Origin of the sequence: Halorubrum sp. Atlit-26R (assembly GCF_003666015.1) — an archaeon.
In the GTDB taxonomy this organism is placed as follows: domain Archaea; phylum Halobacteriota; class Halobacteria; order Halobacteriales; family Haloferacaceae; genus Halorubrum.
The window spans coordinates 40,505-61,405 of the sequence record NZ_QPLT01000003.1; the positions used below are offsets into that span (position 1 = coordinate 40,505).

General features: G+C 68.4%; 26 protein-coding genes. 16 read left to right on the top strand and 10 right to left on the bottom strand.

Going from position 1 to position 20,901, the window contains the following annotated elements; all coding sequences use genetic code 11:
- Positions 1-66: 66 nt before the first annotated feature.
- Together DVK07_RS04550 and DVK07_RS04555 are read right to left on the bottom strand one after the other, a co-directional pair.
- On the bottom strand, positions 67-864 hold the full coding sequence (locus DVK07_RS04550; protein WP_121595958.1) for an inositol monophosphatase family protein: 798 nt from the start codon (positions 862-864) through the stop codon (positions 67-69).
- Positions 865-936: 72 nt separating this feature from the next.
- A complete protein-coding gene (locus tag DVK07_RS04555; RefSeq protein WP_121595959.1) occupies positions 937-1,410 on the bottom strand; it encodes an N-acetyltransferase in 474 nt (157 codons plus the stop codon).
- 199 nt (positions 1,411-1,609) lie between these two features.
- Between DVK07_RS04555 and DVK07_RS04560 the strand changes: the two genes are divergently transcribed.
- The 5 genes from DVK07_RS04560 to DVK07_RS04580 all read left to right on the top strand — a co-directional run bounded on the left by DVK07_RS04560 (position 1,610) and on the right by DVK07_RS04580 (position 5,858).
- Positions 1,610-2,422 (top strand): DUF502 domain-containing protein, encoded by an 813-nt coding sequence (locus DVK07_RS04560; protein ID WP_121595960.1) that lies wholly within the window; start codon positions 1,610-1,612, stop codon positions 2,420-2,422.
- A complete protein-coding gene (locus DVK07_RS04565) occupies positions 2,419-2,877 on the top strand; it encodes an archease (RefSeq protein WP_121595961.1) in 459 nt (152 codons plus the stop codon). Before DVK07_RS04560 ends, DVK07_RS04565 begins: the two co-directional genes overlap by 4 nt.
- Before the next feature lie 68 nt (positions 2,878-2,945).
- Positions 2,946-3,488 carry a hypothetical protein gene (locus tag DVK07_RS04570; protein WP_121595962.1) on the top strand — a complete coding sequence of 181 codons (543 nt, stop codon included), beginning with the start codon at positions 2,946-2,948 and terminating at the stop codon, positions 3,486-3,488.
- A 92-nt stretch (positions 3,489-3,580) separates the two neighbouring features.
- Entirely contained in the window at positions 3,581-5,089 is a 1,509-nt protein-coding gene (locus DVK07_RS04575) for an RtcB family protein (RefSeq protein WP_121595963.1), read from the top strand.
- Positions 5,090-5,156: 67 nt separating this feature from the next.
- Entirely contained in the window at positions 5,157-5,858 is a 702-nt protein-coding gene (locus DVK07_RS04580) for a hypothetical protein (protein ID WP_121595964.1), read from the top strand.
- A 55-nt stretch (positions 5,859-5,913) separates the two neighbouring features.
- Here DVK07_RS04580 and DVK07_RS04585 read toward each other — a convergent pair whose 3' ends face one another.
- From DVK07_RS04585 to DVK07_RS04595, 3 genes are all read right to left on the bottom strand, one after another.
- Entirely contained in the window at positions 5,914-6,225 is a 312-nt protein-coding gene (locus DVK07_RS04585) for a thiamine-binding protein (protein ID WP_121595965.1), read from the bottom strand.
- A 90-nt stretch (positions 6,226-6,315) separates the two neighbouring features.
- Complete coding sequence (locus tag DVK07_RS04590) at positions 6,316-7,251, bottom strand: alpha/beta hydrolase (protein ID WP_121595966.1); 936 nt, start codon at positions 7,249-7,251, stop codon at positions 6,316-6,318.
- Entirely contained in the window at positions 7,248-7,652 is a 405-nt protein-coding gene (locus tag DVK07_RS04595) for a hypothetical protein (RefSeq protein WP_121595967.1), read from the bottom strand. Before DVK07_RS04595 ends, DVK07_RS04590 begins: the two co-directional genes overlap by 4 nt.
- A 236-nt stretch (positions 7,653-7,888) precedes the next feature.
- Between DVK07_RS04595 and DVK07_RS04600 the strand changes: the two genes are divergently transcribed.
- The 4 genes from DVK07_RS04600 (at position 7,889) to DVK07_RS22025 (ending at position 12,361) form a co-directional block, all read left to right on the top strand.
- Positions 7,889-9,049 carry a DUF4013 domain-containing protein gene (locus DVK07_RS04600; RefSeq protein ID WP_121595968.1) on the top strand — a complete coding sequence of 387 codons (1,161 nt, stop codon included), beginning with the start codon at positions 7,889-7,891 and terminating at the stop codon, positions 9,047-9,049.
- 25 nt (positions 9,050-9,074) lie between these two features.
- Positions 9,075-10,142 (top strand): mRNA surveillance protein pelota, encoded by a 1,068-nt coding sequence (locus DVK07_RS04605; RefSeq protein WP_121595969.1) that lies wholly within the window; start codon positions 9,075-9,077, stop codon positions 10,140-10,142.
- 566 nt (positions 10,143-10,708) lie between these two features.
- The gene (locus DVK07_RS04610) at positions 10,709-11,287 is read left to right on the top strand and encodes a hypothetical protein (protein ID WP_121595970.1); all 579 of its coding nucleotides are present in this window, start codon (positions 10,709-10,711) and stop codon (positions 11,285-11,287) included.
- Between the two features lie 285 nt (positions 11,288-11,572).
- Positions 11,573-12,361 (top strand): hypothetical protein, encoded by a 789-nt coding sequence (locus DVK07_RS22025; protein WP_147441075.1) that lies wholly within the window; start codon positions 11,573-11,575, stop codon positions 12,359-12,361.
- 261 nt (positions 12,362-12,622) lie between these two features.
- Here DVK07_RS22025 and DVK07_RS24315 read toward each other — a convergent pair whose 3' ends face one another.
- The 4 genes from DVK07_RS24315 to infB all read right to left on the bottom strand — a co-directional run bounded on the left by DVK07_RS24315 (position 12,623) and on the right by infB (position 15,611).
- On the bottom strand, positions 12,623-12,988 hold the full coding sequence (locus DVK07_RS24315) for a DUF2085 domain-containing protein (RefSeq protein WP_121595971.1): 366 nt from the start codon (positions 12,986-12,988) through the stop codon (positions 12,623-12,625).
- A gap of 2 nt (positions 12,989-12,990) precedes the next feature.
- Positions 12,991-13,380, bottom strand: a complete 390-nt coding sequence (locus DVK07_RS22030) for a zinc-ribbon domain-containing protein (protein WP_147441076.1) — start codon at positions 13,378-13,380, stop codon at positions 12,991-12,993.
- Positions 13,373-13,612 (bottom strand): zinc-ribbon domain-containing protein, encoded by a 240-nt coding sequence (locus tag DVK07_RS04620; protein ID WP_121595972.1) that lies wholly within the window; start codon positions 13,610-13,612, stop codon positions 13,373-13,375. Before DVK07_RS04620 ends, DVK07_RS22030 begins: the two co-directional genes overlap by 8 nt.
- 205 nt (positions 13,613-13,817) lie before the next feature.
- Entirely contained in the window at positions 13,818-15,611 is a 1,794-nt protein-coding gene (gene infB, locus DVK07_RS04625) for a translation initiation factor IF-2 (RefSeq protein ID WP_121595973.1), read from the bottom strand.
- 163 nt (positions 15,612-15,774) lie between these two features.
- Here infB and DVK07_RS04630 point away from each other — a divergent pair, with 163 nt between their 5' ends.
- The 3 genes from DVK07_RS04630 to DVK07_RS04640 all read left to right on the top strand — a co-directional run bounded on the left by DVK07_RS04630 (position 15,775) and on the right by DVK07_RS04640 (position 17,674).
- Entirely contained in the window at positions 15,775-16,020 is a 246-nt protein-coding gene (locus DVK07_RS04630; protein ID WP_004596644.1) for a PRC-barrel domain-containing protein, read from the top strand.
- Complete coding sequence (locus DVK07_RS04635; protein ID WP_007345155.1) at positions 16,020-16,478, top strand: NOB1 family endonuclease; 459 nt, start codon at positions 16,020-16,022, stop codon at positions 16,476-16,478. Before DVK07_RS04630 ends, DVK07_RS04635 begins: the two co-directional genes overlap by 1 nt.
- A 95-nt stretch (positions 16,479-16,573) precedes the next feature.
- Positions 16,574-17,674, top strand: a complete 1,101-nt coding sequence (locus tag DVK07_RS04640) for a DUF2891 domain-containing protein (protein ID WP_121595974.1) — start codon at positions 16,574-16,576, stop codon at positions 17,672-17,674.
- Here DVK07_RS04640 and uppS read toward each other — a convergent pair.
- A complete protein-coding gene (uppS, locus tag DVK07_RS04645; RefSeq protein WP_121595975.1) occupies positions 17,671-18,642 on the bottom strand; it encodes a polyprenyl diphosphate synthase in 972 nt (323 codons plus the stop codon). The genes DVK07_RS04640 and uppS overlap by 4 nt on opposite strands.
- Before the next feature lie 65 nt (positions 18,643-18,707).
- Here uppS and lwrS point away from each other — a divergent pair, with 65 nt between their 5' ends.
- The 4 genes from lwrS to DVK07_RS04665 all read left to right on the top strand — a co-directional run bounded on the left by lwrS (position 18,708) and on the right by DVK07_RS04665 (position 20,899).
- On the top strand, positions 18,708-19,091 hold the full coding sequence (gene lwrS / locus DVK07_RS04650; RefSeq protein WP_121595976.1) for an LWR-salt protein: 384 nt from the start codon (positions 18,708-18,710) through the stop codon (positions 19,089-19,091).
- A gap of 84 nt (positions 19,092-19,175) precedes the next feature.
- Positions 19,176-19,910, top strand: coding sequence for an HAD family hydrolase (locus tag DVK07_RS04655; protein ID WP_121595977.1), 735 nt, complete (start codon positions 19,176-19,178; stop codon positions 19,908-19,910).
- A 34-nt stretch (positions 19,911-19,944) separates the two neighbouring features.
- Positions 19,945-20,352, top strand: coding sequence for a PadR family transcriptional regulator (locus DVK07_RS04660; RefSeq protein WP_121595978.1), 408 nt, complete (start codon positions 19,945-19,947; stop codon positions 20,350-20,352).
- 25 nt (positions 20,353-20,377) lie between these two features.
- Positions 20,378-20,899, top strand: a complete 522-nt coding sequence (locus tag DVK07_RS04665; protein WP_121595979.1) for a CopG family ribbon-helix-helix protein — start codon at positions 20,378-20,380, stop codon at positions 20,897-20,899.
- Positions 20,900-20,901: the final 2 nt, after the last annotated feature.

Sequence of the window (20,901 nt, forward strand, 5' to 3'; positions counted from 1 at the left end):
TCTCCTCGCGGCGCGTGCTAATGGCTGTCGATTTCAGGGATCACCGGTCCGCGCCGTCCTTCCGGGTCACCGGTCCGCGTCCTCCAGCGTCGACCACAGTTCAGCGAGCGTCGCCTCGTCGGTCGCGGCGACGTACAGATCCTCGTCGCGCCGGACCGCGGCGCCCGCCTCGGACGCGAGCAGCTCGGTGACGGCCTGTTCCTCCTCGTCCGGGTGGAACTGGACGAGCCCCTGAAGCCGGCCGCGGGCGAGCAGTCCCGAGTGAACCGTCGGCGCCCAGCTGTCGAGCACGCGCTTGACGCGGTCACCGAGCGCCGCTCGGAGGGCGTCGGCCTCGGCCGCGAGCGTCGCGTCGCGAGGCACGTCGCGGCCGACGATCACCGCCACCGTGGCGCCCGCGACGTCCCCCTCGGCGCCTCCCGCTCCCCGCGCGTCGGCGGCGGCAACGCGGTCGCCGTCGTACCGGACGCCCTCGCCGGCGCGCGCGACGTACGTCTCGCCCGTCGCCGGCTGGTGGACGGCCGCGACGAGCGGCTCCCCGTCGCGCAGGACCGCGACCGACGACGCGAACGTCGGCAGGCCCGCGGCGAAGTCGTTGGTGCCGTCGAGGGGGTCGATTATCCACCGGTACGGCCCGTCGCCCGCGAACTCGCCCGCCTCCTCGGCGAACACCGCGTGGTCCGGGAACGCCCCGCGCACGACCGGGAGCATCCGGGACTCGGCCGCCACGTCGGCCGCCGCCTTCACGTCGTGCGCCCCGTACTCGGCCTCGGTATCGCCGTCTCGATACCGGGCGCGAAGCTCCGCTCCCCCGGCGAGAGCGGCCGCCCGCGCGACCGCCTGTATCTGGTCGTGGTCGCTCACGCCGCGGGCTTCGAAGGAGGCTGTGAAACGAGTTCCGGTCCCGGTCTCCCGCCGACGCGGGAGCCGGGTCGGCTACCGACCGACGAATCCCGAGAGCCGCTCGCGGAGCGACTCGCCGCCGAGCTTGAGGTAGTAGGCGTCGCCGCCGTCCTCGTAGTAGTCGTCGATGCGGCGGATCACCTCGAAGCCGAGGTGCTCGTAGAACCCGAGCGCCCGGCGGTTGGTCGTCCGGGCGTGGCAGGTGACCGAGCGGTGGTTCTCCGCGATATCGGCGACCAGCCGCTCCGCGTGGCCGCGGCCGCGGTGGTCGGGGTGAACGGCGAGAAAGAGGATGTAGCCGTCGCGGCGCACGGAGGCGAACGCGACGAGCCGGTCGTTCTCGACGAGCAGGTGGGCGGTCGACCGGCGGTACGCGTCGACGAAGAAGCCGCGTCGCTGTCGCAGGACGCCCTCGGCGGACCGAATTTGCTCCTTGAGCTCCCACGCGGCGGTCGCGTAGTCGGACTCGCCGGGCGGGTCGGTCCGCTTCTCGACGTTGACGCTCACTGGGGAGACCTAACACGCGGGCGGAATATAACTCCACCGCCAGCGGGGACCGTTGCGGGCGGCTGCGCCGACAGAGAGATCCGTTGCGGGCGGTTAACTCCCTCTCGACGGGCCGACCTCGGTTTCCGCCGCCGAACGCCGACGCGGCTCGAACGCTCGACGGAAACGATTTTGTCGCGGTCGTCCGTGGTCGCGATCAATGACCGACGAGTCGTCGGGGGTCGAGCTGCTTCGACGGGCGTTCCTCACCGGCGTCGCCGTCATCGTTCCGGCCGTCATCACGCTCGCCGTCCTCGCGTTCGCGTTCAACGCGGTGTACGACTACCTCGACGCCTTCTCGTCGGCGATCATCGCCGTGTCGCCGGGGAACGGGCTGCCGGTGGTCGGCGCCGTCTCCCGCGAACTCGCGATCGAGATCGCGACGCCGGTCGTGTTCGTGGCCGCGATCCTCCTCATCGGCGCGGCCGTCGAGTCCTCGCGGTACGGCGAGCGCGCCGTCGCGTACGTCGACTACGCCGTCGAGCGGGTGCCCGGCGTCGGCTCCGTCTACCAGGGGTTCCGGCAGATGAGCGACGCCATGCTGGAGTCGGACGGCGGGAACTTCCGCGAGGTCGTCCTCGTGGAGTTCCCGACGGCGGAGGCGTACACGCTCGCGTTCGTCACCAGCGAGACGCCGGCCGCCATCGCCGACCACGCGGACAGCGGGGGAGAGGGGATGCGGACGCTGTTCATGCCGATGGCGCCGAACCCGGTGATGGGCGGCCACGTCGTCTTCGTCCCGGAGCGCCGGATCGTCGACGTCGAGCTGACCGTCGACGAGGGGATCCGCGCGCTGGTCACGAGCGGGGTCGCCTTAGAGGAGGTCGCCGCCGACCTCGACGACGTCGACCCGGAGGACCTCCGCGCCGAGGCCCCGGAGCGGACCATCGACGCCCGGTTCCAGACCGACGAGCGATCGGAGAGCGCGGAGGGGTCCCGCGACCGGGCCCGCGAGGGGACCGGCGAGCGATGAGCTACGAGCTCCGCGACCACACGGCCGACGTCGCCGTCGAGGCGACGGCCGACTCCCTCTCGGCGCTGTTCGCGGCGGTCGCCGACGGGCTCGCGGCCGCCAGCGCGGAGTCGGTGCCGGAGACGGGGGGCGACCGGTTCGAACTCGAGGTCGCCGCCGAGGGCCGCGAGGCCCTGCTGTTCGACTACCTCGACCAGCTGATCTACGAGCGCGACGTGCGGCTCGTCCTCCCGGCCGACCACCGGTGTACGGTCGTTGAACCGGGCGAGGAAGAGGAGGTGGGAGAGGGCGGGACCGGTCCCGCGGCTTCGGACGAGTGGCGGCTCACCGCCAGCGCCCGGGGAGTTCCCCTCGACGCGGTGGCCGCCCGGGAGATCAAGGCGGTCACCTACTCCGAGATGGCGCTCGAACGCCGCGGCGACGGCTGGTACGCGTACGTCGTGTTCGACGTGTGAGGCCGCGACCGGCGGGATCGCGCCGTGAGATGACAAACCATTATGTTTGTAGAGTCTGTTGTTAACGTATGTCACACTCGGAGCGGCGCGACGGGAGCGAACCGGACGTCACCGATCGGCGCTGGGGCGCGGGGGCGGGCTCGGGGCTCGTCGCCGGCGCCGCGATGGGCGCCGTGTTACACTTCGGTCTCGGGCTCATGCCGACGATCGGCGCGCTGATCGGGGTCGAGACGGTCCTGGCGGGCTTGCTCGTCCACCTGTTCAACAGCACGCTGTTCGGCGGGCTGTTCGTCGCCGTCTTCGACCGGCCGTTCTTCGCGGACCTGTCCGAGGACGTGGGGGGCTGCCTCTCGCTGGGCGTCGTCCACTCCGCGCTGCTCGGCGTGATCACCGGCGGGCTGCTGTTGCCGGCCGCGATCGCGATCGAAGGCGCGACCTCGCTGCCGGTGCCGACGCTGCCGGTGCCGGGACTCAACGCGAGCTTCGAGTTCGGCGTCGTCATCGCGGTCGCGCACCTCGTCTACGGCGTCGTCCTGGGCCGCGTCTTCGCCGCGTTCACCCTCGCGGAGGGCGCGATCGGCTGGCTCCCCATCGACCCGGTCGACCGATAAGCGACCCGAAGCGATCGCGGCGGCCTCCGCGGCGCTCACCGCTCGCCGCCCGCTGACGCAACGCCCTTCCCCTCCGGCGTCGAACGCCGGGTATGACCACGCGCGAGTTCGACGGGATCCGGTTAGAGAAGGTGCGCGAGCACGTCTGGGAGATCCCCCGCGAGGACGACATGAACGTCCCCGCGCGGGTCCTCGCCAGCGAGAGCCTACTGGAGGAGATCGGCGACGACGACTCGCTCCAGCAGCTGAAGAACGCCACGCACCTGCCCGGCATCGTCGAGCCCGCGCTCTGTATGCCCGACGGCCACCAGGGGTACGGCTTCCCCGTCGGCGGCGTCGGCGCGATCGACGCGAAAACCGGCTGTATCTCTCCTGGAGCAGTTGGTTACGACATAAATTGTGGCGTAAGAATGTTAAGAACGAACCTCGCCTACGACGACGTGCGCGGCCGCGAGGAGGAGCTCGTCGACGCGCTGTTCGAGGCGGTCCCCTCCGGGCTCGGCGGCGGCGGCGTGATCGACGGCACCGCGGACGCCATCGAGGGCGCCCTCGAGCGCGGCGTCGAGTGGGCCGTCGAGGAGGGCTACGGGATCGAGAGCGACCTCGCGCGCTGCGAGGACGAGGGACGCCGCCCCGACGCGCGCCCGGAGTACGTCTCCCAGAAGGCGATGGACCGCGGGCGCAACCAGCTGGGGTCGCTCGGCTCGGGGAACCACTTCCTCGAGGTCCAGCGCGTCACCGACGTGTTCCGCGAGGACGTGGCGGAGGCGTACGGCTTAGAGGAGGACGGGATCGTCGTCCTGATCCACTGCGGGAGCCGCGGGCTCGGCCATCAGACCTGCAACGACTACCTCCGGCGGATCGAGAAGGAACACGGCGACCTGCTCGACGAGCTGCCCGACAAGGAGCTGGCGGCCGCGCCCGCCGGCTCCGAGTTGGCCGAGGAGTACTACGGCGCGATGGGCGCGTGCATCAACTTCGCGTGGGTGAACCGCCAGCTGATCACCCATCAGGCGCGCGAGACGTTCGGCGAAGTGTTCGACGCCGACCCGATCGACGACCTCGGGATGGAGCTCCTGTACGACGTGGCGCACAACATCGCGAAGAAGGAGACCCACGAGGTGGGCGTGGACGCCGAGGGGCGCCCCGCGGTCGGTGACGAGGCGGTCGACCGCGCGGACCGCGAGCTGTACGTCCACCGCAAGGGCGCGACGCGAGCGTTCCCCGCCGGCAACGCGGACGTGCCCGAGACCTACCGCGACGTCGGCCAGCCCGTGATCATCCCCGGCAGTATGGGGGCCGGGTCGTACGTCCTCCGCGGCGGGGACCAGTCGATGTCGGTCTCGTTCGGCTCGACCGCCCACGGCGCCGGCCGGCTGATGAGCCGGACGCAGGCGAAACAGGAGTTCTGGGGCGGCGACGTCCAGGACGACCTCGAGGACGGCCAGCGGATCTACGTGAAGGCCCAGTCCGGCGCCACCATCGCCGAGGAGGCCCCCGGCGTGTACAAGGACATCGACGAGGTGATCCGCGTCAGCGACGAGCTCGGCATCGGGGACAAGGTCGCCCGGACGTTCCCCGTCTGTAACATCAAGGGGTAGCTCGAGTCGCCCGCGGGGACCGTTCTCCACATCCTTATCACCCATACCGCGGCCACTCCGCGCCGAGATGTCGAGCCACTCGCGGGACGGCGACGCGCACGGAGGGCCGACCAGACGAACGCTTCTCGGCGGAACCGCGGCCGTCGCGGTCGGCGGCCTCACCGGCCTCGGCCTCCTCACCGCGTCGAGCCGACCGGCGGCCGCGGTCGACGGCGACCCGGCCGCCTTCGAGGCGGGCGACGCGCCGACGGTTACGCGCAACGACGGTCGGATCGAGTCGGTGTACCTCTCGCCGGCCCTCGAGGTTTCGTGGACGGACTTCTCCGAGGGCGTCGAGCGCGTGACGCTCACGCTCGCCGTCGGGAGCGACGCCGGCGTCGACGAGGTGTATCGGGAGACCCTGACGGCCGCCGACCCGGACGCGACGCCCGGAGACGTCGCGTCGGTCGGGAGGCCGGAGCGTGACCGATCTGGTTCCAAGCTGGACGCGCCGCCCGACTTCGACGCGGTCGACGGCGCCCTCACCGCGCGGTTCGAGCGCGCGGACGCGACCGAGCGCGGGGACGCCGTGACGAGCGAGTCGCTGAGCGCGCCGGGGCTCGGCGGCGGCGAGACGGCGACGACGACGCTCGACGTGGTGTTCCGCGCGGACGTCGCCGGCGGCGGCGACGAGGCGACCGTCGTGCGAACGACGACCGTCGACGTCGCGGTCGAGAATCCCGACGGCGACGCGACCGCGGGCGGCAGCGTGGGAGTCGACACCGCGTGAGAGAGCGTGCCGAGGCGATGGCGCGCCCCTCCGTCACCGCCCCCTCACCGCTCCGTCACCGCTCTCGCTTCGCCTCTCGACCGAGGTGCTCCTCGACGGCGTCGACCTTCTCGGCGGCGGTCCCGTCGCTCGTCCGCTTGTCGTCGACCTTGAGGACCGTCGAGACCCGGTCGCCGTCGACGGCGTCGTGCGCGGCCGCCGCGGCCGCGAACAGCGTCTCGGCGTCGTCGGCCTCGATGACGGTTCCCATCGGGTTCGTCTCGTAGCTCACGTCGAAGTCGTCGAGCGCGGCGACCGCCTTCGCCACCTCCTCGGCCATGCTCCCCTCGATCACCGGCGCGACGCTCAGCATCGCGATGGCTGTCATGTCGCGAACTGCGTCACGGGCGCACTTAAGCGGTCGCGCGGGCGGCCGGGAGGGCGTTCGCCCCGCGGGCGAGGGCGACGCCGCGCCGGGTCATTCCAGCGCGTCGCGCAAGAAGGAGAGCTGGTGGCCGATCGCGCCCTCGAAATCCTCGCCGAGCACCGAGAAGTGGTCCGCGGGCATGGTGACGACCGTCCCGCGGGAGAGGGATTTCCCGGCGGCGGCGACCGACTCCGCGTCGACAATCGCGTCGTCGGTCCCCGCGAGCAGCAGCGTCGGCGCGTCGATCTCGTCGATCCGCGTCACGGGCCGGTAGCCGACGAGTCCCAGCAGCGACCGCGCGGGCGTCTCGTTGCGCCACGCCGACTCGCGGTCGACCAGGTCGATGTACTTCCGTTCGGCCCCCGGCTCCGTGATCGCCGCGCACTCCTCGGGGTCGCCGACGATCGGGACCGTTCGCCCGCGACCGATCCGGTGCCCGAGCAGGTCGCGGAGGCCGGCGGCGCCGGAGCGGAGGAGGTACCGCCCGCCGCGCCGGAGGGCGATCGCTCGGCCGTCGAGCATCGGGACGAGCCCCACGACGGCGTCGACGTCGCGGCGCTCGGCGGCGAGCGTCAGGACGTGTCCGGCCGACAGCGACGCGCCCCACAGCACGAGGTCGTCGCCGGCGTCGTCGACGCGCTTCGCACGGTCGATCGCGGCCGCGTACGCAGCGCGCTGGCGGTCGAGGTCGACGTGCTGCGAGTCGCCGTCGGAGGCGCCGAACTCCGGGTGGTCGAAGAGGAGCGCGGCGTAGCCCGCGTCCGCGAACCGCTCCGCGACGGCGGGGTAGCCGGAGGTGCGCTCCGCCCCGAGGCCGGGCGCCATCACGACGACCGGCGGGTCGTCCGCGTCGCCGCCGGGTAGGTACAGCGTCCCGCGGCAGGTCGCGCCGTCGACGTCGAACGCGACCGCGCGGGTGGCGAACCGCTCGCGGGCCGGGCGCGCGAGCCGGCGCTGCGCGCGGTTGACCGGATCGCGGCGGGTCACCGGTCGGCCTCCGGGTCGGTCTCGGATCTGTCGTCGTCCTCGTCTCCGGCCCCGGTCTCGTGGCTGACGGTGTCCAGCACGCGGGCCGAGAACTCCGTCTCGGAGATTTCGTAGCTCGCGAGCGCCTCGAACCACTCGGCCTCGGCGCGCCACGTGCCGAGGACGTCGCCGGGGGACCGCACGACCGTCCCCTCGACGCGGACGGGGTCCCACTCGTCGGCCTCGGCCTGCTCGATGAGCGCGTTGAGCGCGCGCCCGATCTCGCCGCGGTGGATCTCGCGGCCGGGGAACGCGGTCATGTACGTCAGCTCCAGCGGGTCGCCCCCGTCGATGGACTCGACGCTGACGCCGTAGCTCCTGAGTTCCGGCTCCAGATCGGCCGTCCGCTCGTCGCCGGTCATACCCGATCCGTCGGCGGGGCGGGATAAATCGGTACCGGCACGAGATGGCGACGCGTCTGGCGGAGGAGAGATCGGTCGAAAGCCGCGGACGGGGGCGACCGCCGAGTGGCGGCCGCGGTTGGGTTGTCAGAGGCACACGATTGTCCCGCGCGGCCGACTGGCTATAGTCCGCGGAGTGATATAAACGCTCGGGCCCGGGTATCATTTATGCGGCTCCCGTTCCTGTGTCGAGTCACATGCTCACCGCGGCCGCGACGGCGCTGACGCGAACCGACGACACCGCGGGCGTCGTCCTCGTCGGCGGGTCGGTGACCCTGCTGGGCTGGATCCTCACGGCGCTGTGGCTCGTCGGCGTCCTCTTCGTCAGCCCGGCTATCGCCGTCGCGGCCCCGATCGCGTTCGCGCCGTCGCTCGTCGCGCGCGGCTACTTCGTCCGCGTGACGCGGGGCGCGATCCAGTCCGGCGACGCGGCCGGCGCGCCGTCGCTCGTCGCCTGGGGGGAGCTGGTCAGGGACGGCCTCAAGTCGGCGCTGCTGTCGGCGGCGCTGCTCGCGCCGCTCGCGGGCGGCCTCGCGGTCGGGGGCGGCGCCGTCGCGGCGCTCGTCGCCGGTCCCGTCGATCCGGAGTCGACCGCGACCGCCGTCGAGTCGGCGCTCGGTCCGAACGGCCCGGCCGCCGTCGCGGTCGTCGCCGCCGGCGTCGTCGCCGCGCTCGTCGGGGCGTACCTCCTCTCGTTCGCGTACGTCCGCCCCGCCGCGCTCGCCGCGTTCGCCGCGTCCGGGCGGCTCAGGGACGGGCTGAGCCCGCGGACTGTGGCTAGCGTCGCCGCGACTGGCTCGTACGCCACCGGCTGGACGCTCGCGGTCGGGGCGCTCGCGGTCGGCTACGCCGTCGCGGCGCCGACGGTGCCCCTGATCGTCGGCGTCGCGCTCGCCTTCCTCGCCCGCGTCGTCGCGCACGGGCTCTACGGACGGGGCGCGGCGGGCGCGCTGCGGGAGGGATCGGCTCGGGACGCCGCGGTGCGGCCGGCGGTCCGAACGGACCGCGACGCCGCACGCACCGGGAGCCGAACGGCTCGCCGCGCGGATGCGACTCGCCGCACGGATGCGACCAGCGGCGCGGGCGCGGCTCGTGTTGCCGACGCGACCCGGGAGATCGGTCGCGCGCGCGACGACCCTCCGGTCCCCGTCGTGTCGGGCGACGGCGGGCGGCCGATGCGGGGCGAGCCGCCCGCCCCGGTTCAGGTCGGCCGCGGGGTTCCCGTCGACGAGGCTGGCGCCACCGGCGGGGACGACGCGGGCGACGCGGACGACGCCGGCGGCGCCGAATCGGACGGCGATCCGGTCGGCGGCTTCGAGTGGGGGCCGTCGCTCGCCGACGCGGAAGGCAAGCGTTGATACGGCCGCGAGCGAACGCCCGGGCATGCGCATCTCCGAGCGGGGGTACGGCGAGGAGGGCCGGGAACGGCTCACGCTGGTCCCCGAGAACGTCGACGACCTCTGGCACCTCGCGCACGTCCTCGAACCCGGGGACCTCGTCGAGGGCGACACCACCCGGCGGATCCAGCGGAACGACGACCAGATGCGGGACACCGGCGGGCAGCGCGAGCACATCTTCGTCACGCTGGAGGTCGAGGACGTCGAGTTCGCGCGGTTCGCCAACCGGCTCCGGGTCTCCGGGATAATCGTCGGCTGCTCGCGGGAGGACCAGCTCAACGCCCACCACACGCTCAACGTGGAGGAGCACGACGAGATAACCGTCGAGAAGCACTTCAAGCCGGACCAGACCGAGCGGTTAGAGGAGGCGACGGAGGCCGCCGAGAACCCCGACGTGGCCATCGCCACCGTCGAGGAGGGGGCCGCCTACGTCCACACGGTCCAGCAGTACGGCACCGAGGAGTACGCCTCGTTCACGAAGCCGACCGGCAAGGGGGAGTTCTCCCGGCCGCGCGAGGAGCTGTTCGCGGAGCTGGGCGAGGCGCTCGCGCACCTCGACGCCGACGCCGTCATCCTCGCCGGCCCGGGGTTCACGAAGAACGACGCGCGCGACTACGTCGACGAGGAGTACCGCGACCTCTCGGACCGGATCACCACCGTCGACACCTCCGCGGCGGGCGACCGGGGCGTCCACGAGGTCCTCAAGCGCGGCGCGGTCGACGAGGTACAAAAGGAGACGCGCATCTCGAAGGAGGCGAGCCTCATCGACGAGCTGACGGAGAACATCGCCAAAGGCGAGAAGGCGACGTACGGCCCGGACGACACCGCCGAGGCCGCCGAGTTCGGCGCGGTCGAGACGCTGCTCGTCGTCGACGAGCGCCTCCGCACGGAGCGGCAGGGCGACGGCGACTGGGACATCGACGTGAACGCGGTGATCGAGTCGGTCGAGCAACAGGGCGGAGACGTGGTCGTCTTCTCCTCGGAGTTCGCTCCCGGCGAGCAGCTCGCCAACCTCGGCGGCATCGCGGCGATCCTCCGCTACCGGCTCCAGTGAGCGGCTAACAGTCGAAGTGCGGTGGCGCGTGCCGACGAGCGCCCGACAGGGCGCGAGTCGCACGCGCGAGGGAGTCAGTCGCCCGAAGCGCAGCGAGGGCGACTGACGAGGCTGGGGAGGCGTGAAGGTGCGGTGCCGTGCGGTGCGGGGTGGGACTCGAAGGGGCAGCCGGGAGGACGAAGCACGACGACGTAAGCACCGCAAGGAGCGAACGGAGTGAGCGACTGAGGAGCGCAGCGAGTCGCGCGAGTCCTCCCGGCTGGGGCTTCGGCGGTGTTCGTGTCGATCACCGATTTATAAGCGCCACCTTCGTACAGCTGAGCGGCTGGGGCTTCGGCGGCGTTCGTGTCGATCACCGATTTATAAGCGCCACCTTCGTACAGCCGAGCGGTTGGGGCTTCGGCGGTGTTCGTGTCGATCACCGATTTATAAGCGCCACCTTCGTACAGCCGAGCGGCTGCGGCTTCGCCAAGCGCGGTTGTAAAGTCGTTCGCAGCGCCACCGGTCACGTATGGCGTTCGGGGAGGGCCATGACCTTATCAGAGCGCGTCGCCAACCTCGGATCGATGGCGGACCGATCCGGCGGCGACGAGCGCGTCTCGACGACCGCCGACCGCGAAAGCACCGACGACGTCGACGGCGATCCGATCTCGGACGACGCCGACCCCCTCCCCGACGACCTCGACGACGCCGGCGTCGACGAGGCGGTGAAGCGCCGGCTCCGCGAGGCGTACCTCAACGACGAGGAGAACGCGCTGATCGTCACGCGCGTGCGCTCCGTCGGCGACCGCGTCGCCGTCGAGATGCGCCCGCCCCACGGCGACGCGACGCACACCGAGCGGTTCGACGCCCCCCGAGACGGGTCGCTTCAGGAGTCCGAGGCGTTCCTCGACTTTCTGGAGGCAGCGGGCGTCTCACCGCTCGACGTCGACGAACTGGTCGGGACCCGCGTCCCCGCGACGTACGACCCGGAGACCGGCTGGCGGGTCGACCCCGCGTACCGCGGCGAGTCGGAGTCGGGGAGCGAGAACCGGTTCGCGGACGCCCGCGACTGGCTGTGGACCTACCGGACGTGGCTGCTCGCCGCGCTGCTCGTCGGCGGGGAGCTGGCGTTCGTCGCCGTAATCATTCTGTTGTACGGGTGAATCAAGCCATCTAATGATCTGTTGGTAGCACTCTGTTGAATTTGATGACTGCGGCCGGATTGGTGGACTGGTATTCTATCTTTGAATAGGAGTCAGGGAAAAATGATTGTTGGGAAATGACTTTTACCCTCTAAAAATGACCTTCCTCAGGACTCTGTGTGTGATGTCCCATCATCACTAGAGATTGATAATCCGTATTCAGCACAAAACCTCGCGTTGTCTGCGGAGTCAACAGAATAGACGTGGACCATAATCACTAAACTGGATTGTCTTCAATCCAAGTACATGACTATCACACGACGAGAAGTCGTCTCTGGATCACTATTACTTCTCGGGGGGTGTGTGGGGAAAAGTTCCAACAATTCCGAACACACTCCTACAAAAGAAATTAACCAGAGTAATGAACGAGCTGAAGCCTCCTCTCAAATGTGTAACACTTATGAGGGAGATGAGAAGCGAACTGAAGCGGCCTTAAGATTATACAAGGGGTCCTATGACGGACTAAAAAGCGGACAAGAAGTGATAGGACCAATGATTGATAGCGAGGGGCTTTATGCTAGTAAAGAGGAGGGTGTTGATGCAAATACTCCAGACGGGCTGATATTAGAAGAACAAGAAGGTGGTGACGTTCTCATTACTCTGATCCATTACGATAACAGCGCGCTATACGATATGTATAATAGCTGGTTTCATGATGCTTTAGAAAAATTTCAGGAAGCACAAGAAGCACTCAACTCGAATTTAGAATCACGGTCTACAGAATGGGAGGGGAGTGACGGAGGTTGGAACTACACACAAAAATTCGTTAATCAGTGTGATATTGACCATTCCGATCTGTTTCATCAATCAATTGAGAATGGCATCACTTCAGTAAAACATCTAATAAATTCTGCCGCTAAATTCGAGGAAGAGTGTAAAATATACCTTGATAATGACGCAGATTTTGAGGATGATGTTCCTGAAGCAAAACAATTACAACAAGAAGCTGTTTCCGAACTACAATCTGCGGCCGATAATTATCCAAGAACTCCAGAGAGTTTAGAAGATCAAGTATTAGTTTATCGAAGTGAATAAGAGTCTGGCAATATTTAACGCATATCCTTTCTCTTATCCTATTGATTGTCAGGTGGCTCAATAGTGCTGAGTTCCACTCTCCACGCTAGTGTTGAGACGCTGACGCCTATGTTTTTGGACTTTCGGTGGTGGCACACTCGCGGCTAATCCGATTTCGGATTTGCGGGACTTTTTGGGCGCTACTCGAAGCCTAGGCCATCTCACGCGCACTCGCACCTAGAGCATAGCAGTATGCTAGAATCCATCAGAAATTTTTGTGTGCTAAAATATCTGAAAAGAACAGCCATGAAGGAACAACACAACGCCTATACCGAGAAAAAATCCCGTAATTGCCCGCAATGTGTTGTTACTCTCTCGGTTGCCAAACATCTGAGTAGTACCGTCGATACCACCTGGAAAGAGACACACGGCACCTATCGCGAAGGTCTGGAAAGGTGATAAGAGATGGTTCCATGCTGGGAAAGCAAGAATCGTTAGTAGGCCACCAAGATACATCGTCGTACATCTGGCACACAATCCAAAGTATCGCCCATGGTAGCAAAAAGAGCGTTCGGGCCGAGAGTGACAGAAAGGATAAGAACGAAGTAGTTGAGATAATCGGAATACTTTCTCAAGAACAGCAGACATCGTTAGTCCTCTAATGACTCACCGCAATCGTGGCAGTAGTTGTTACTTTTAGGATTTTTCCATCCACAATTTGTACAAACTACCGTTGGTTGTGAATTGTCTCCAAGTTGTTGTTGCTGCTGTTGAAGATTCCCGATCTCGCCATCGCTAGCGATAGCGACTACCACTATAGCGCCCAAAATAGCAAACAGTGTTGCACCTCCTACAAATCCAGAGATCGGCTCTGACATGTTCAGGAGTGCTCCTAATATGCCTCCAAAAATAACGGCTATCCCCGCTCCAAGCAGTACACCCTTTAGCTCGGATACCTCATCTGGATCAAAATCTTCATCGTCATCTATAACATCATTAACTGCTTCTTCAAGCACAGACTTATCTGAATCACTACTCATCTTCATCCCCTCCTCTGCTGAATGAGAAGCCACAATCACCGCAGAATGACGCGTCTTTTGGGTTTTCCATTCCACATTCGGGACAGACTCTTTTTGGCTCTTCGGTGTCGCCGTTAACGTTCAGGATTTGTTGTTGTTGTTGCTGTTGACCCCCACAACAACAGCCGAGGAACCCAAGGGCCAGAAGGGAAAGAGATGAGCTGCCTAACCAAACAGCTTCAACCACAACCATGTAGCAAGTGTTGTATGTTGGTTAAATAAAGCTGACTGACTAAACCCGTATACACTATCTACGTCTCGGGAACAGAGATCCATCCAGTAGGAGGTAGGTACACATCAGGACTAGCACTGACAGTGGTATCTGTATGTGGTTACATATTTTTGAGACTAGTCTGACTTTCTCCCAAATTGTGTAGACAGTTAGATTCATACAGCATCTACTTCCCCCAGAACGGGTCCCGCTTCCGGCGCGTCTCCAAGTACCCCTGAAGCGCCTCGCGCTCGTCGGCGGTGATCTCCTCTTTTAACTCCTGTTCGAGGATCTTCGCGTGCTTCTCGGGCACCTCGGTCCAGAGCGTGTCGCCCTCCTCGATGTCGCGCCCGACGGTCGGCCCGTCGATGGCGATGCTGACGCGCTCGCCCGAGCGCGCCTCGTCGACGTCGTCGCCCTGCTTTTGAATGCCGGAGAGCCCGCCGACGCGCTCGAACTCGTTGCCCTCGAAGAAGCCGACGTTGCGGTTGTTCTGGAGCGTGCCGGAGATGATCTCGACGCCGACGACCGCGGGGTCGTTCTGCCGGAACGTGTGGTCGGGGAGGATGCGGAAGCGGGCGGGGCGCACGACCTTGTCCAGCACCGTCTCCTGTTGCGCGCGCTGCTTCTCCTCGACGTAGCGCTCGTAGTCCTCGACCAACTGGTAGATGACCTCGTTCTTGAACAGCTTCACGTCCGCGTTCTCTAAGTCGGACTCCGCGTTCTGGAGGAGGTCAACGTTGAACCCGAGGATGGCCTTGTGCTCGTCCTGGTTCGCGGTCTCTGCGACCGCGATGTCGCGCGGCGCGATGTCGCCGACCTCGGCGCGGAGGATCGGGACCTCGGCCTCGCGGAGGGCGTTCGCCATCGCCTCTAAGGAGCCGAGCGTGTCGGCCTTGACGACGACGCCGTTGTCGGCCGTCTCGACCTCGATCTCGGCGAGCTCCGCCTTCACCTCCTCGACGACCTGATCGACGGTGCGGTCGCGGACGACCCGGACCGGCGCGCCCGCCATGGCCTGGTCGAGGTCGGGCGCGGCGATCTTCACGCCGGCCGCGGCGGCGACCTCGCCGACCTTCTCGAACTCCTTCTCCGTGCGGATCTCCGCGAGCGGCCGCGGCCGGAGCAGCGCGCGGACCTCGGTGACGATCGGCTCGTCTTGGCCCCCGACGACGATCTGGTCGCCGTTGCGGATCACGCCGTCGTAGACGACCGTGTCGACGGTGGCGCCGAAGCCGCGCTCGTCTTTCACTTCGAGGACCGTCCCCTCGCCGGGCCCCGTGACGTCGATCGCCATCTCCTCTTTCATGAACCGCTGGGAGAGGCCCATCAGGACGGTGAGCAGGTCCGGGACGCCCTCGCCGGTGAGCGCCGACAGCGGGACGACGCCGATGTTCTTCTGGAAGTCCTGAACGCGCCAGTAGAGGTCCGCGGAGAAGCCGGCGTCGGACAGCTGTCCGATGATCTCGTAGAGGTTCTCGTCGAGCATCGACTTCGCGCGCTCGGACTGCGCCTCCATGCTCCGCTGGATCGGTTCGCCGTCCTGCGGGTTCCACCCGGGGGTCGTGTCCACCTTGTTGGCCGCGACGACGAAGGGGGTCCCCGTCCGGCGGAGGATGTCTATCGCCTCCTCCGTCTGCGGCTGGAACCCGTCGTTGACGTCGACGACGAGCACCGCGATGTCGGCCAGCGCGCCGCCGCGGGCGCGCAGCGTCGAGAAGGAGTGGTGCCCCGGCGTGTCGATGAAGAGGAGTCCGGGGAGGTCGAAGTCGGACGGGTCGATGAGCTCGCCCGCCATCCCGGAGATGGTGTCGAGCGGGATGTCCGTCGCCCCGATGTGTTGGGTGATCGCGCCGGCCTCGCCCTCGCTGACGGCGGAGCCGCGGATCGTGTCGAGCAGGCTCGTCTTGCCGTGGTCGACGTGGCCCAGCACGGCGACGATGGGGGTTCGCAGGGTGTCCGCGTGTGTGTGGTCGGTCATATGTGATCGCCCCGAGAAGGTTATACCGTCTCTTCCGCCGGCCGTCAGTTAAGCCTTTCAAAACGCCGCGACGAGCCGAACCGAACCGGACCGACCGATTCGGCGTCCGTCGCCCGTCCGACGCCCCGTGGCGTTTAATACCGTCGCCCGGGACCGTGGGGGTATGGTCGACATCCTCGCGGAGAACCTCTCCGGGAAGGCGGTGATGAGCTCCGACGGCACCGAACTCGGAGACCTGTACAACATCACGATGAACCTCGATTCCGGCGAGCTGAACCACCTCCTCGTCAGCCCGCACGAGCAGCTCAGGCCCGAGCGCGTCGACTTCGACGTCGACGAGATGGGCCGGCTCCGCGTCCCGGTCGCGAACGTCCAGGCTGTGAAAGACTACATCGTCGTCGCCCGCTGATGCAAGTCCTCGACTCGTCCGCGTTCATCCACGAGTACACGACCGACGACGACGTGGTCTCCATCCCCGCGGTCCACGACGAGCTCACCGGCGAGGTGGCGCTCCGCTTCGACGCGATGGAGGGCTCCGGGATGACCGTCCACGTGCCGGCGCCGGAGGCCGTCGACCGGGTCCGCCGCGCCGCGAAGGGGTCGGGCGACGCCGCGGAGCTGTCCGACACCGACATCCGGCTGATCGCGACCGCCTTAGAGCTTCACGCGACGCTCGTCACCGACGACTACGCGATGCAGAACGTCGCCGAGCGGCTCGACCTCCCGGTCGAGGCCATCGCCCGCGACGGCATCTCCGAGGAGCGGGAGTGGCGCTTCCAGTGCGTCGGCTGCAACCGCACCTTCGACGAGAACAAGGAGCGGTGTCCGATCTGCGGCAGCGACCTGACGCGGAAGAACCCGGCGTGAGCGGTCCGGCGGGATAGCGCGTCTTGACCGATCTCTCGTGCCACCTCGTCGCATGCGACCGACCGATTGAACAGGCGCCCCGCAGACCCGTCGGTATGAACGCATTCGAGGAGCTGTCGCCGGACGCGCTCCGCGCCGGGCGGGCAGACGCGCTCGACGACGCGGTCGCGACCGCGCTGGCCGCCCACCCGCTCGACGGGGTCGAGACCGAGTACCCGCACTACCAGGGGACCGTTGAGGGGTCGGAGGCGCCCCCGCGCCCCGCGGAGGACCACCCCGTCTTCTACGGCTGCTTCGACTGGCACTCGGCGGTCCACAGTCACTGGGCGCTCGTGCGCGCCCTGCGGCTCGTCGCCGACCACCCGGACGAGGCCGAGATAGCGGCGGGCATCGACGAGCGGCTGACCCCCGAGAACGTCGCCCGCGAGGTCGACTACCTCGACGAGAACCCCGGATTCGAGGAGCCGTACGGCTGGGCGTGGCTGCTGCGGCTCGTCGCCGAACTCGCCCTGTGGGACGACGCGCGCGCCGACGCGTGGCGTGAGACCCTCCGCCCGCTGGAGGACCGTATCCGGCGCGGGACGCGCGAGTCGTTCCTCGATGTCGACCGCCCGCACCGCGTCGGCACCCACGGCAACACCGCGTTCGCGCTCGCCGGCGTCCTCGACTACGCGCGGGTCGTCGGCGACGCCGATCTGGAATCGGAGACGGAAGCGACCGCTCGCCGCCTCTACGCGGACGACACCGCCGCGGTCGTCGGCGCGGAGCCGGTCGGCTGGGACTTCCTCTCGCCCGCCCTGACGGAGGCGGACCTCATGCGCCGCGTCCTCGACCCCGACCCGTTCGCGGCGTGGCTCGACGAGTTCCTCCCGGACCTGACCGCGCCGCCGCACGACGCGCTGCTCGCGCCCGTCGACGTGGAGCCGGAGGAGGGCGACGGCGCCGCGATGCATCTCATCGGCCTCAACGTCTCCCGCGCGTGGTGTCTCGCCGGCCTGAGCGACGCGCTGGCGGGGCGGGACGGCGCAGCCGCGGCCCGGCTCCACGAGCCCCTCAACGTCGCGGCGCGTCGACACGCCGAGGCGGGGGCCGCGGACGTGCTCACCGACGACTACGCCGGGTCGCACTGGCTCTCGTCGTTCGCCGTGTACCTGCTGACCCGGAACGAGGGCGGGGTCGCGCCGGACGCCGCTTAGTCGGCTCCCGGCGAGTCCTGCGCGTCGCCGTCGACCGGATCGCCCGCGTCGCCCTCCGCGATGCCGAGGGCATCGTCGGAGAGGTCGCTCCCGTCGAGCCGCGGGACGCGCTCGCGGAGCCGCGAGGCGGCGGCCCGGGCCTCCGCGAACTCCACCTCGGCGAGCGCGCGCACCAACGCGGCGGCCCGCTCCGCCCGGGCGCGCTGCCACGACTCCTCGCGCGACTCGTAGGTGCGGATCGCGCGCAGGAAGTCGGCCTCGGAGAACTCCGGCCAGTACGGCGCACAGAAGTAGACGGCCGCCTCGTTGCCGTTCGCGTGCCACGGGAGGAAGTTCGAGGTCCGCTCGTCGCCGCCGGTGCGGACGATCAGGTCGACGTCGCGGATCGGCCGGTCGTACAGCCGCTTCTCGACGGTCTCGACGTCGACGTCCTCGGGGGCCATCTCGCCGTCGTCGACGTCGCGGGCGATGGCGCGCGCGGCGTCGAGCAGCTCGGTCCGGCCGCCGTACGCCAGCGCGACGTTGAGCGTGAAGCGGTCGTTGCCGGCGGTGCGCCGCTCGGCGTAGTCGACGGCGTCGCGGACGCGGGGCGGGAGGCGGGGCACGTCGCCGATGGCGCGGACGCGAACGCCCTGCTCGTGGACGCGGTCGGCGTCGGCGAACTCGCGGAGCTTGTGCTCAAGCAGGTCGAAGAGGGGTTCGAGTTCCTCGTCCGGGCGCTCGAAGTTCTCGGTGGAGAAGGCGTAGAGGGTGAGCTCGGAGACCCCGAGGTCGGCGCACCAGTCGAGGACGCGCTCGGTGGTGTCCGCGCCGGCGCGGTGGCCCTCGGGCGCGTCGTCGCCCTGCTCGCGGGCGTACCGCCGGTTCCCGTCCTGAATGACGGCGACGTGGTCGGGGACGCCGTCGATCTCGCGGCGGAGGTGTCGCCGGTAGGCGCGCCCGACGAGGCCGCGGAGTCGATTCAACATACGGTTCGACCGACACAACCGAGTGGTATGTACTTTTATCCTCCGGTCGGTTCTCTGATCGGCGGATGGAGGCCGCCTACGTCGTCAGCGTCGCCGTCCGGCTCGACCCGCCCGCCGCGAGCGTCGACCCCGACCGGTTCGAAACGACGATGGAGATCCGCGCGAGCGAGCCTGAAACCGACGGCTGGCTGTTCTTCCGCGACCGGCTGTGGCGCGGTGAGATCGGCGACGAGCCGTCGTTCCGGCGACTGGCGGAGGAGCGACTGGGACTCGCGGGCGCCCCGGGCGTCGCGGTCGTCGGCGCCGACTTCCGCGAACTCCGCACCGACGAGGCGTACCTCGACGCGCTGAAGGACGCGATCGCCGCGGACCTGGCCCGTTTCAACGCCGACTCGGTCGACGAGGTCCTCCGCAAGTACCTCGGCTCCTCGGTCCACGTCCGGGACTGAGCCGGGGAGCGCGGCAGACGGGGCGGAGACGACGCGACTCGAACCCGCAACCCACTTGCCCGCCCCCGGCCTACGGGCGAACAGATGCGCCCCGCCGACTACGACTTTCACCTCTTCGACCTCGACGGGACCCTCGTCGACGCCGAGTGGGAGTACACCCGCGCGGTGTTCGACCGCGTCGGCGACCGGCTGGGCCGCGAGTTCTCGGACCGCGAGGCGCGCGTCCTCTGGCACGGGCTCGGCGGCTCTCGCGCCGAGACCCTCCGGGAGATGGGGGTCGACCCCGACGCGTTCTGGCCGGCGTTCCACGCCGTCGAGGACCCCGCGGCCCGCGCGGAGGCGACGTACCTCCACGACGACGCCGCGCGCCTGCTCGACCGCGTGGGCGAGGTCGGCGGGCCGACCGGGCTCGTCACCCACTGCCAGGAGTTCCTCGCGGAGCCGGTCCTCGATCACGTCGACCTCGACGACCGGTTCGACGCGGTCGTCTGCTGCACCGACGAGACGGGGTGGAAGCCGGCGCCCGACCCGATCGAGGCCGCGATGGAGTCGCTTGGCGTCGACCCGAACCGGGGCCGCGGCTACTACGTCGGCGACGGCGAGAGCGACGTGGCGGCCGCCTGGAACGCCGGCCTCGACGCGGTCCACGTCGAGCGCGTCGGCCGCGACGAGCGCGGGCGGTGCGTCCTCGGCGACCGACGCGTGAGCCGGCTCGACGAACTGGTCGGCGGCGACGGGAGCGATGCGGACCGCCGCGGAGACGTGCGCGTCGATTCCGACGATCCGCTCGGCGCCGGCGGGCCGGCGGACGCGTCGTGAGCGATTTATCCGCCCGCGGGGCGAGGCGTCGACCATGACGAAGTGGTTCCACAGCGGCCGGCGCCGCGACCTCTGCGCGCTCCTGTACGACCACGGCGAGCTGCGCGCGCAGTCGGCGAAGAGCCGGCTCGAGTCGCACTACGACGAGCGGATCGACCCCGGCTCCTTCTACGGCACCCTCACCGCGCTCGTCGAGGCCGGCTACCTCGACCGACGGACCGAGGGCATCGCCGACGTGTACGCGCTCACCGACGCGGGCGAGGCGGCGCTGCTCGACCACTACGCGTGGCTCGGCGAGCGGATCGAGGGCGACCGGGAAGCGGCGAGCGAGAACGGCGACGCGGGCGAGAACGGCGACGCGGGCGAGAACGGCGACGCGGGCGAGAGCGGCGACGGTTCGGCGCGGGAAGCGGAACGCGACCGCCCGGACCTCAAGGATTAACAACTTAGCCGGCGTGAGTTAATATATGACGGTCGTCAGCGTCTCCATGCCGGAGGAGTTACTCGAACGGATCGACAGCTTCGCGGACGAACACGGGTACACCGGCCGCAGCGAGGTCGTCCGCGAGGCCTCGCGGAACCTCCTCGGCGAGTTCGAGGACGCGAAGTTAGAGGACCGCGCGCTGATGGCCGTGGTGACGGTCCTGTTCAACTACGAGACGACGAACGTCGAAGAGCGGATGATGCGGCTCCGCCACGAGGACGAGGGGATCGTCGCCTCGAACTTCCACAGCCACGTCGGCTCGCAGTACTGTATGGAGCTGTTCGTGTTGGAGGGCGGCCTCGAAGAGATCTCGGCGTTCGTGGGGAAGGTCCGCGCGACGAAGGACACGCTCACGGTCGATTACAGCGTCACGCCCGTCGACGAGTTCGGCGCCGGCGCGCTCGGCGACGCCCACGCGCACGGCGGACACGGGAGCGGCGAGGCCGGCGAAGGCGCGTCCGACGAGGACGAGACGGAAGCGGGCGCGACCGCCGAGGACGACTGAGG